Source organism: Sphingomonas sanguinis (assembly GCF_019297835.1).
GTDB classification, from domain to species: Bacteria; Pseudomonadota; Alphaproteobacteria; order Sphingomonadales; family Sphingomonadaceae; genus Sphingomonas; species Sphingomonas sanguinis_D.
This window is the reverse complement of sequence record NZ_CP079203.1, coordinates 3,641,685-3,653,131: the sequence shown is the minus strand read 5'-3', so window position 1 is coordinate 3,653,131 and position 11,447 is coordinate 3,641,685. Positions and strand designations below refer to the sequence as shown.

Genomic DNA, 11,447 nt, shown 5'->3' with positions numbered 1-11,447 from the left:
AGCTTGAACAGTCGCGCTGCAATGCTGGTTGGTGCGGCGCATGGTGCCGCTGGCCGTAATGCCATTCGCGCGTCTCGGGTCCCGATCACATTCACGCGCTTGATCCGCTTGGGTCATTGTGGGTTTTCCCGATCCGGCGGTTCAACCGGCTTGTTGCATTAGCTTCTGATCGCCCTTTCCAACCTCGTCAGGTGCGGTCGCCCGCGCCGTGTCCCTTATGCTGCCAGCGGCTCACGATACCGCTCACCGCTGGCCATCATCGCCCAAATCATGCGCGCGTTTTTGTTGGCGAGCGCAACCGCGGCGACCTTGGCCTTGCGGCGGGCCAGCAGCTGAACAAGCCACGGCCGCTTGGCACCGTTACGTTCAGCAAAGCGCACGACCGCCATGGCGCCGACGATCAGCATCTGGCGCAGGTACTGATGCCCGGCCTTGGTGATGCCGCCGAGCCGTTCCTTGCCGCCGCTGGAGTTCTGCCGCGGCACCAGGCCGATCCACGCGGCGAGGTTGCGGCCTGAGCGGAAGATCGCAGGATCGGGAACGGTGGCAACGATGGCGCTGGCGAGCAGCGGTCCCACGCCGGGTACCTCCATCAGCCGACGGCCGAGCTCGGTCTCGCGTGCGCTCGCCAGGATGCGGCGGTCGTTCTCCAGGATCTGCTCCTTTACGATGCGCAGCTGAGCCGCCAGCATCTCCAGGCAAAACCGCGCATCGGCCGGCACCCGCTCGTCAGTCGGGTCGGCGATGACGTCGAGGAGCTGCTCGATGCCGTTCCTGCCGATCGGTGCCGCGATTCCGAACTCGGCCAGGTGCGCCCGCATCGCGTTTGACAGCTGCGTCCGTTGGCGATTCAGGATCAGGCGAACACGATGCAGCATCATCGCGCTCTGCTGCTCGGGCGACTTGATGCCGACGAAGCGCATCGTCGGCCGGGTCACCGCCTCGCAGATCGCCTCCGCATCGGCCGCGTCGTTCTTGCCCCGCTTGACGTACGGCTTCACGTACTGCGCCGGCATCAGCTTCACGTCATGCCCGAGCACTACCAGCTCGCGTGCCCAATAATGCGAGGTCGCACACGCCTCAATCCCGACCAGACACGGCGGTAGCTTGGCGAAGAACTTCAGCATGCGCCCACGGGTCAGCCGCTGGCGGATTACCGCCACGCCCTCCGCATCGACGCCATGTACCTGGAACACGTTCTTCGCGAGATCTAGACCTATCGTAGTGACGCTGCCCATCGTGGTTCTCCTTCCGGCTCTCCGCAGGTTATCCTGCTGGAGGGTTGGAGAGCCGTCCACGTCATCACTTTCAGCCAGTAAGCGTCTTTGAGACGATTCCCAGAACCCGCTGTTCGTTCAGGCTAGCAGGCCCACAATCTCGGCCACTTCATGCAGGCCTATGGAAGGGGACGAAGGGACTCGCTTGTAAGCCAGCTATCAGCAACCCCGTAGCGGATATACTGCCGACATGCGGCGGAACGGTTCAGTGTCAGTGCGGTAAAAGCGATGCGCCAACGGCAATCGCTATATGTTCTTACTACCCGGCGCGCATGGCCAGGGCCAGCGTCCATCGAACGGCGAGGATTCAGGATCATTCCGCCTTGATACACGACTTGATCGAGCGGCGGACTGATATGATCCTGACGTGACACGAGGCTTGTTGGCCAAGCTTGGCATGATCACCGACATGGCCGCCGCCCGTGTTCTGTCATGCCAGGGGCAAACCGGCCTATCCGCGATAAAGTCATTCTCTCTGCCGGGCTTCAGAGTGAAAACTAGGGGGGGCGTCAGAGACCAGATAATTTGCCATCGGAAATGTGAATGCGAAGCCGTGCTGCCATGTGGACCACGTCGGCTGATGTTCGCGCCAGGTTACCGGCAAGTTCCCCCAGCGTGGCACCCAATAGCGCTCGACCACGTAGGTCTGTGATGTCGCTCTGCGTCCAGCGTCGCTGATCGTTCATCTCGGACTTCCAATCGAAAGCGGGCGCCCCGCCACGACCTTTCCTGCACGGCCCCGATCAAGATTTTCGCCCCGATCGTCGAGGCCGCGAGCGTCACGCTCCATCGCGGCGTGCAGATCGGCGGGCCGTAGGACACGGGTACTACAGCTCCCAGGGGACTCAACCATCAGGTCAATGCTGGTCGCGACGTACACGGGATCGAACGATCCCTGATGCACCTCCTCACGCGTGTGGATGGCATAGCGTCCAGCCGGAAGAACTCGGGGATCGCTTCCGATCCTTGCGTTACCGCGAAAGTGCACGATCGAGGACCGTGTACGGGTCAGGCCAGAATGGGTCAGCATCTAGAGCGCCCAAGTTCGCAGTGGTGTACGCCGCACGGTACCCGCCAGCAGCTTTCGGCCGAAAGCGGCCCGCATTGTCTCGGCAGCGATGATGTTCATCAGGACGACGCGTGTCCCGCCGGATGCCAGCGTCTCGATAGCGCTGACCGCAGCACCGTGTCGGGCGCAAAACTTTATCACTTCCGCTTGGGTGGCGTTGACATTGATGGCGCGAGACATGGCGACTCCTCATTCAAGCGGGAGCGCAAGCAAGTCTCTCAGCCAGGTCGTTGCTCAGAAGGGCAACCCGGTACGCAAAATATGGTGCTGAACCGCCGGTACGACAAGTGGCACAGAAGGCTTATGTGTCGCTATCTTGTGCAGCAGGCGAGGAAACACCACTTATGCTGCAATGCACAATAGGGCGCGTGCGGCAGCATAGCCTATCCATTGCTTTCCTCTGCCAAAAATGAGGCGCCGCCATGCGCTCGATTTCCGATACGATCTCCCATCTCCGCACCATGGCGGCCGCCGAGCCCCACCCAGACCAGCGGACGGGGCCCTTGGTCGCCATGGATGATTTCGGGCGCAATCCCGGCGGCCTGCGGGGGTATCTGCATGTTCCGCACGATCTGCCCGCCCATGCTCCGCTCGTCGTCGTGCTGCACGGCTGCACGCAGACCGCCGCCACCTACGTTCATGGATCGGGATGGTCGACGCTGGCGGACCGGTTTGGCTTCGCGCTCTTGTTTCCCGAGCAGCAGCGCGCCAACAACCCCAATCTCTGCTTCAACTGGTTCTCGGTCGAAGACACGCGCCGCGGTAGCGGCGAGGTCGAGTCGATCCGCGAGATGGTCGCAACCGCGGTCGAGCGCCACGGCCTCGATCCGGCACGGGTCTTCGTCACCGGCCTGTCGGCGGGCGGCGCGATGACCTCCGCATTGCTAGCCTGCCATCCCGAACTTTTTGCGGGAGGCGCGATCATTGCCGGTCTACCGTTCGACACCGCCCATAGCGTGCCCGAGGCGATGGAGCGGATGCGTGGCCGCGGCCATGACCGCACTAGCTTGAGCGACCGGGTACGAGCGGCGTCTGCGCACAGCGGTCCCTGGCCGATGGTGTCGGTCTGGCACGGTACGGCGGACATGACGGTCGCCCCCGTCAACGCCGCGCTGATCATCGACCAGTGGCGCGAGGTGCACCGCGTCGGCGAGCCGGACATCGTCGAGCGGGTCGGTGGTCATACCCGCCGCGCTTGGCACGACGCGACCGGACGCGCGGTTATCGAGGAGTATAGGGTCACAGCCATGGGGCATGGCACGCCGCTGGCGACAAATGGCGATGAAGCCTGCGGTGTGCCGGGTCCGCATATGCTCACCGCAAATATTTCCTCCACTTATCGGATCGCGGCCGCCTGGGGCATCGTGCCCGCTGCGGCGCCATCCCGGCCGGTAGCTACCGCGGCAATCGCACCGCAGCGGCCGGCAACGGCGCGGCCAACACGGTTCGACCCAACGGCGACGATCAACGATGCACTTCGGGCGGCGGGGCTGATCAAGCCATGAGGCTGCGCATCCGGCATCGCACCGTCTATCGCTATACCCGACCGGTCCGCTTTTCGGATCACCGCCTGCTGGTCACGCCACGCGCGACCCGCGACGTGGCGATAATCTGGTCGAGCGTGCAGATCGATCCCGCCGCCGCGCTGGTCTGGAGCGAAGACGCTGCGGGCAATACTGTGGCGCTGGCCCTGATCGCCGAGGCCGCCGCGACCCTGACCATCGAAGCCGAGCATGAGGTGCTGCACAGCGCGGAGCCCTACCCGGTGTTCCGGCTGGACCCGGCTGCCCACCGGTACCCCTTTGCCTATGCGTCCGATGACCGGGCACTGTTCGGGCCGGGGCTGCTCGGCGGGGACGCGGATCAAGACGAAGATCAAGCGCGGTGGCTGGCCGAGTTTCGGGCGGCCGCGCCGGACGATACGTTGAGGTTGCTCAACGCCCTTAACGAAGCCGTCGGGGCCGCCATCGCCTATCGCACGCGCGACGAAGAAGGCACGCAATCGCCCTCGCGCACCCTGGCGCTGCGCAGCGGATCGTGCCGTGACTTGGCGGCGCTGTTTCTCTGGGCGGTGCGGCGGCTGGGCTTTCCAGCGCGAGCGGTGTCGGGCTATCTGTTCGATCCAGGGATGGCGGCAGGCGATGTCGGCGCGACCCATGCTTGGTGTGAGGTCTTCCTGCCGGGTGCAGGGTGGATCGCGTTCGACCCGACCCAGCGACGGATCGGCGGAGCCGGGCTCGTAGCTACGGCGGTCGGCGTGACCAGCGCGGCAGTGCTGCCCGTGATCGGCGGGTTCGTCGGCGATGCGGCCGCTTTTGCTAGTATGGATGCAAGTGTCGTCGTCGAAGCGCTCGACGCCAACGCTTCCGTGTAACGGTCTTTGTAGGTCGTTTCTGAAGTGCTAGTCATTCAACGAATTTCGTCGCCCAACTCTAGATAAAATAGATCACGCGACCATAATTGCACACAGCGCTTGGTATTCAGCGCTTTAAATTCTGGTGCGTCGCGGTTTTATCAAAAGCTTACGATATCAATTTACGCCTGCTATCGTGTGGCACGAATTTTGACTGATCAGGCGGCCTCACGTTCATTGAGAGGCCGCTCGGCTAGCAACCGTTCAACACGCTTCAGGCCCGCATCGCTTGCGATTCCTACGTCAATTGGTCGAGCGGATAGGTCAGCGTGGTGGCTGTTGAAAAAGGCCTTTACGCATTCAGGCGTGCGCAATGCGGCCCAGGCAGCCGAAGTGAGACGGAGTTGCCGCGCGGCGGCTTCACGCGGCATGGCGGTGCGTCCCGGACAAAATTGTCGCCGCTTTTTTTGTTGATTGACTGTGCCGTCACTGGCAGCCTCTGGGGTGACAGTCTCGGTCAACTTACGCGCGAGCCCATGAGAGCAACGCCACCCGTGCCGGCACGCAACATACCAATACAGCGTGCATAGGCCGCGGCAAGTCCACGATGGGCAAGGCGCGCTTCCGCAGACCCGGCAGTCGACGCCGCAACCAGTGAAACCTGATGACGGTGAAAGAGGTAGTTGAGATCCATATGCTAATCCCGTTTGTAAGCGGGAGCGCGCAAGTCTCTCAGCCAATGGCGCCTACAATCGGATGCCAGTGATAACTTACATATAGGCTCAATGCGCCAAATTGTAAGCCAGCATGACCTGCGACCTACACGATCGATGGCGTCCAAGATAGCAACTGTGGCTTGGACCCATCTTCAGCTATTCAGCGCTGCTGAGATAATTCCCGAAACCCGCCATTCGTTCAGCCGAACATTATATCCCACAGAGGCCAGCTCGTGCGGGCGCGTGAGACGGCCGGGATCGGGGACTTTACCGCCGGGCGGCTACAAGCAGCCCCAGAGGGTTGTCCTCTATAGGGAGCGCGCCGCCCTATCGGCGTGGAAACGATGGGGCACTTCCATGTCAACCAACGGGATGAGAGGACGGCCTATGTCGCGCGCGCCACGGCATTCGGCCGCGTATCTGGCACGCAGCGGTTGCCTCAACACAACAGCTTTTCCGACGGGCGCCGGCGCTGTGACGGCCTGGCCAATTTGCCCGGTACTCACCAATCATCTGAACCTCGCGTTTGTGAGCTTCTGATGAAGCCATCCTGGTGGCTTTCGCATCACCAATGCTGATGCTCACATATGGAACCCACTAAAACCATTAGATAATGTATCAACCCCTAATGATTGTGAAGAATTATTCATACTCTGACATTTTCGCGCCTCTTATGGATCACCTTTACCCTACTTATTTCGTGAGCACTCGTTGCTGACACGTTATGATTAAATTTACCAAAGTTTTACATATATCTTACTATAATATGTCATAGTTATCTGCTGAAACGATAATCTAATCGGGCACTTGGCCGTCATGACTGCGGGAAAGATTTTTGCCAGATAGTGTTTCAGATAAGTACGGGCGTCTGAAGCCGGTCGGCGATGTGCAACCCTTCTCCATTTGGCGTGGGACGATTTCGCACGCGCTGCCTGCCAGAGTTAGGCGTATCGCTGAGCCTCGGGCACTGATAATTCTACTCGTTCTCGCCGTTGCCATGTGTCTTGGCACGCTAATCTATGTTCAGCACACGACAAACGTGATTGTGACCCGCGACATGCAGACTGCAATCGCGTTAAGCGAGATTGCGAGCAGTTTTGATCATGAGGACGGCAATCTTTACCGCTTGATGGTCGACGAGGCAGCTAATGGGCACAAACGTGATAGCGTGGCCCGCCTCGCCCATATTCAAAGTCGCATCGCAGCTATCAGTATAGCGTTGTCAAGGCAGCAGACAAGACTGCCACCTGCGGAGCGCGCACGCGCGCGGCGTATCGTCTTGGAGCTGCATAAGTACGGTGAAGCCGTCAATGTGGTGTCGTCCATGCTGGAGATCGACTTTGCGACCAGCGTGGGGATGCTCCGGCCGTTCCGCGCCAATGCTGACCATGTCCTGAATGAAATGAAGGGTATCGCCACATCCGGGATAGCTGACGCGAACCGCCATGCCGAGGCAGCTACGTTGCGGACACGCCTTCTGGCGGCGTTGGTCACGGTCGCGGTGCTGATCGTCGCGGCTTTATCCTATCTATGGCTGGCGCTGGCCGCCAAGCGCGGACAGCAACTGCATGCGGAAATCATGCGACGCGGTGAGGCTGAGCGGGAGGCGCTGCAACTTGCCCAAACCGACGCACTTACCGGCATCATGAATCGCCGCGTATTCAATGACGAGCTTCGGAGTGCGATGGATGCGGCGCGCGCCGTTGGAAGCGCATTGACGATCGTCCTCGTCGACCTCGACGGGTTCAAGGAGATCAACGATACTTACGGCCACGCAGCTGGAGATACGGTATTAAGGACAGTCGCGCAGCGGCTGCGGATCGTGTTCGGCCCCGCCAGCATTGTTGCCAGGCTCGGGGGTGACGAATTCGCTGTCTTGCTGCTCGATGCGCAGGACGGCTGCGATCCACTCGAACTGCCGCAACGGGCGAGCCAGGTGCTGCGCCAGACGCTCACCTGGCGCGACAACGCTATCACAATCGGCGCGAGTATTGGTGTGTCTGTATTTCCGCAGAACGGGACACACCCCGACGAACTGCTGCATGCCGCGGACATTGCAATGTATGAAGCCAAGCGTAACCGGACGGGCGGTGCGTGCCTGTTCTTGCCGCGCATGGAAGAGGAGCGCGTGGCCCAACGCCTTTTGGAGGAGGAGTTGCGGATCGGCATTCAGCGGGGAGAAATCAAGCCTTTTTACCAGCCGATCATCGACTTCTCCGACGGCGCGCTATGCGGTTTCGAGGTACTTGCTCGCTGGCAACATCCGAAGCGCGGTCTCCTCACCCCCGGCGCGTTCATCAGGGTCGCGGAGACGACAGGTCAGATCACGGAGCTGACCAAAGCGATTCTCAGACAGGCCTGCCGCGATGCGCTGTTGATGCCAGACCATCTGCGGCTGGCTGTCAACATCTCGCCGACACAACTCGAGGAGCCTAGGCTGGCCGAAACGCTGATTGACATCATCCATCAGGAAGGCGTGTCGCCCACGCGGATCGAGATAGAGATCACCGAGGATGCGGTGATGGATGACGTCGTGACGGCCGAGCGGGTGATGCAGACCTTCCGTTCGGCTGGCCTTTCGATCGCGCTTGACGACTTCGGCACGGGCTACTCCAGCCTGTCTAATTTACGCCGACTGAGGTTTGACAAGATCAAGATCGATCAGAGCTTCGTCCAATCGCTTCCCACCAGCATCGAAAGCGAAAAGCTGGTAGACGCGATTATTGGCCTGGCCTTCAGCTTTGGCATGAAGATCACAGCAGAGGGGGTGGAAGATCCCGTGGCGGCGGAAATCCTGGCCCGTAAGGGATGCACCCAAGGCCAAGGCTGGCTTTATGGCATGCCGACCCCCTTGGAGCAAACGCTGACCATACTTCCAAGATGGCATGCCCAAAACGCATGTCGGTAGGAATTAACTAATACAACCTGATCAAAAAAAGCTTCGGCAATATGTGCTTCGCGCTCAGAAATGACGAATCTTTCAACATTATTATCTAGGGTCGTGGCTCATCGCTTGACGGTGACGCAGGATGAGCAATTGAAATGAGTCTGAGACGCAAATTATTCATTGCATGGGCGTCCTCGGTAAGTGTGGCGTTACCGGTTTCCTCGGCACCGTCTGCGGTTCTGAATGTGCCCGTTGCTGCACGCATCATATCATTCGTGCAACCAGCGCCGGTTGGCAACATTCCCGTCGCGATCATCTATCAGCCCGGCAACGCTGGATCGGAAGCTGAAGCATCCGACATGGAACGCGCCCTTCTACACGGCGGGACCTTTGGTCGGGTGACATTTCGCTCACGCCGAGTGCCGGTCGCGGATCTCGGGCAAATGAGCGGCGCTCGCGCGGCGTTCGTCACGTCTGGACTTCGCAGCTACCAAGCCGATGTCGCAGCGGCGGCCAGCGCTCAGGCCATCCTCACGATCACCTCTGACACATCCTGCGTATCCGCTGGCCGCTGCGTCGTCGGTATCACCGAAGGCAACAAAACTCAGATTGTCGTTAGCCGAGAGGCCGCGCGTCGCAACCATATCCGGTTCGGCTCTGCCTTCCTCATGCTCGTAAAGGAAATTTGAGCATGCAACGTGCCAGCCTTCTGATTGCGGCTGCCCTTGGCACCGTTCTCCCCGCGACGGGCACTCACGCCCAAATCGTCGATTACGCGACGCTCGGCGAAGTGTTCGGCGAACCGGTCACGACCAGTGTCACCGGCAAACCGCAACGAGTGTCAGAGGCGCCTGCCTCCATCACGATCATTACGGCCGAACAGATTGCCCGTTCACCCGCACGCAATGTCCCCGATTTGTTGAGGGCGTATGCTGGCGTCGACGTAAATCGATGGACTGCGGGGCAGAGCGACGTAGCCGTTCGAGGCGGTGTTCAAACGTACAATCCGCGATTGCTGGTCCTGGTAGACGGGCGGCAGGTCTATCTTGATCACTATGGCATGACGAATTGGAACCTTCTGGGCGTCCAGATGGAAGAAATCCAGCAAATCGAACTGGTCCGTGGCCCGGCCAGCGCGCTCTTCGGGTTCAATGCTGCCAGCGGTGTCGTCAACATCGTGACGAAGGGTGCAGGGCCAAGTCCGACACTACAGGCTACGGCTGAAGCGGGCACGCATGGTTATTCACGCATCGGTGCGTTGTTGACCATGCCTGTAGCCTCCGGGATCGGCCTGAAGATATCGGGCGGCAGCCAGCGAGAAGACGAGCGCTCGATACCCCCTGCCCTTTATCAGCCGCCAGTCACGGACGATGTTTGGGCTGCGCAACTGGATGCCAGGCTGTCGATCAAGGCAGGAGACGCGACGACGGTCGAATTGAATGGCGGGGTGAACGACAATCGCCAACTGGAATTCCTGCCCAGCCAGCTGCTGGCAGAGCAGCGCTTCCGCAACCAGACCATTGGCATCGTGGCGAACCATGACACCAACTGGGGCAGTGTGACGGGGCGGGCCTATTCAAACTGGTTACAGGCGGATTACGGCATCACGACGGCCGCCGAAGATCCGTATAGCTCAATTGCGGGTATTCGCGTCCGGAACCGCATCTTCGTAGGGATGGCGTCGACTCTCGTTCGACTGGGCAGCAGGGATACACTGCGGTTCGGTGCAGAGTATCGCAACAACCAGATGACCGGCGAGCGCCTTTATTCACGACGGATTGGATACGAGGTATTTTCCGCAAGCGGAATGCTGGATATTGCGCCTACTGATCATATTACGGTCATTGGTGCGGCCCGCGTCGATCACCTCATACTCGGGCAAGACGGACAATCTGCGGCTCCGCAGATCGATCCGGTTTCGTCCTATCACCGCACCATCACGCCGGTCAGCTTCAATGCGGCGGTGACGGTACAGGTAAGCGAAGCAGGCAGCATTCGCGTCAATGGCGGGCGCGGGTTGCAATTGCCATCGCTGGTCAACTTTGGCCTGCACGTCGAAGTGCCGGCTCCCACCGTGCCGATCCCGGTTTATTTCATTGGCGATCCTAGACTGGATCCCGTTACCGTCTGGAGTGGTGAGGCAAGCTACTCGCACAGGTTTCATTCGAGCCTGCGGCTGAATGCGACCCTGTTTTATACGCGAACCGAAAATGTCATCGCCTCGCCGGGTAGTTCGGTGGATGTGACAGTGGCGCTCACGCCCAATCCTGTTGCCGTCACCCGCTTCGCAAATGTAGGACGTTTTGACAGTTACGGCATCGAATTGGGGGCAAGCGCCTCGATAACGTCCCGTCTAAATTGGTCTGCGACGTACAGCCTGATGCGCGTCGATGAGAATTTTCCGGCAAATCGCGACGCGAATTATTATGCGGTCTTTCCACGTACGACCACCCCCCGCCATCGCGCGAACCTGAACCTCGACTATGTCTTAGGCGGCTGGGCGGCAAGCGCGACGGCCCATCTGGCCACCGTTACGCACCAGGCCAGCTTCCTGCCCACCACCGACTTGACCTTGATCCGCGTGCCTACGAGCGTCGGCATTGACGCCCGAATCAGCCGCGCGGTGACACCGCGCCTTTCGCTCTATGGTGCATGCGAAAATTTGGGTAATGGGACGGGGGTCTATAGTTCCCCGATTCCGGCGGATCGACGCATTCGTCTTGGCGTCTCGGTAAAACTATAATCTCGGCCGGCTAGAATCAGACGGTAGCCCTACGAAACAGATCATCGCCATTCTGCAAAGCGACGCTTCAGCGTGTCATAAAAGCGGAAATACCCGTCTTGCCCTACCGTGACGACGACCCATTTTGACCAATAGGGGGCGATGGTCGCATGCCCAACTCCGGACGTTCGTCCAAGTGTATTGTGGGCGTTAAGGGATGTGAGAAACCCGGACTACTCGATAGGGCTATTCACACCGATGCCGCATTGCATCGTTGCTGCGCCACACTGCGGCAGCAGAGTGAATTGCCCCATTGGGAACAGGGTCGTATGGATATAGCATTTCGGCAAAAGCCGGCTTCGCCAACGGACCGTTAAAGATCGCCCTCGCCACGCTACAAAGTGATAGTGCGTATGAAATGAT

General features: G+C 60.1%; 7 protein-coding genes. 5 read left to right on the top strand and 2 right to left on the bottom strand.

Features of this window, described 5'->3' with window-relative positions:
• Positions 1–215: 215 nt before the first annotated feature.
• Positions 216–1,238, bottom strand: coding sequence for an IS110 family transposase (locus KV697_RS17035; RefSeq protein ID WP_219019194.1), 1,023 nt, complete (start codon positions 1,236–1,238; stop codon positions 216–218).
• Between the two features lie 1,069 nt (positions 1,239–2,307).
• A complete protein-coding gene (locus KV697_RS17030; protein ID WP_219019193.1) occupies positions 2,308–2,526 on the bottom strand; it encodes a hypothetical protein in 219 nt (72 codons plus the stop codon).
• Positions 2,527–2,768: 242 nt separating this feature from the next.
• On the opposite strand from KV697_RS17030, the gene KV697_RS17025 reads away from it, so the two are divergent.
• From KV697_RS17025 to KV697_RS17005, 5 genes are all read left to right on the top strand, one after another.
• On the top strand, positions 2,769–3,851 hold the full coding sequence (locus KV697_RS17025; protein ID WP_219019192.1) for an extracellular catalytic domain type 1 short-chain-length polyhydroxyalkanoate depolymerase: 1,083 nt from the start codon (positions 2,769–2,771) through the stop codon (positions 3,849–3,851).
• On the top strand, positions 3,848–4,720 hold the full coding sequence (locus KV697_RS17020; protein ID WP_219019191.1) for a transglutaminase family protein: 873 nt from the start codon (positions 3,848–3,850) through the stop codon (positions 4,718–4,720). The genes KV697_RS17025 and KV697_RS17020 overlap by 4 nt, the downstream gene beginning before the upstream one ends.
• A 1,752-nt stretch (positions 4,721–6,472) precedes the next feature.
• Entirely contained in the window at positions 6,473–8,323 is a 1,851-nt protein-coding gene (locus tag KV697_RS17015; RefSeq protein WP_219019190.1) for a putative bifunctional diguanylate cyclase/phosphodiesterase, read from the top strand.
• A gap of 134 nt (positions 8,324–8,457) precedes the next feature.
• A complete protein-coding gene (locus KV697_RS17010; RefSeq protein WP_219019189.1) occupies positions 8,458–8,991 on the top strand; it encodes a YfiR/HmsC family protein in 534 nt (177 codons plus the stop codon).
• A gap of 2 nt (positions 8,992–8,993) precedes the next feature.
• Entirely contained in the window at positions 8,994–11,045 is a 2,052-nt protein-coding gene (locus tag KV697_RS17005) for a TonB-dependent receptor plug domain-containing protein (protein WP_219019188.1), read from the top strand.
• The last annotated feature ends 402 nt before the right edge of the window (positions 11,046–11,447 follow it).

Excerpts from the sequence above, each read along its gene's own strand:
- KV697_RS17025 (WP_219019192.1), top strand. The coding sequence starts at position 2,769 with ATGCGCTCGATTTCCGATACGATCTCCCATCTCCGCACCATGGCGGCC.
- KV697_RS17020 (WP_219019191.1), top strand. The coding sequence starts at position 3,848 with ATGAGGCTGCGCATCCGGCATCGCACCGTCTATCGCTATACCCGACCG.
- KV697_RS17030 (WP_219019193.1), bottom strand. The coding sequence starts at position 2,526 with ATGTCTCGCGCCATCAATGTCAACGCCACCCAAGCGGAAGTGATAAAG.
- KV697_RS17035 (WP_219019194.1), bottom strand. The coding sequence starts at position 1,238 with ATGGGCAGCGTCACTACGATAGGTCTAGATCTCGCGAAGAACGTGTTC.
- KV697_RS17005 (WP_219019188.1), top strand. The coding sequence starts at position 8,994 with ATGCAACGTGCCAGCCTTCTGATTGCGGCTGCCCTTGGCACCGTTCTC.
- KV697_RS17010 (WP_219019189.1), top strand. The coding sequence starts at position 8,458 with ATGAGTCTGAGACGCAAATTATTCATTGCATGGGCGTCCTCGGTAAGT.
- KV697_RS17015 (WP_219019190.1), top strand. The coding sequence starts at position 6,473 with ATGCAGACTGCAATCGCGTTAAGCGAGATTGCGAGCAGTTTTGATCAT.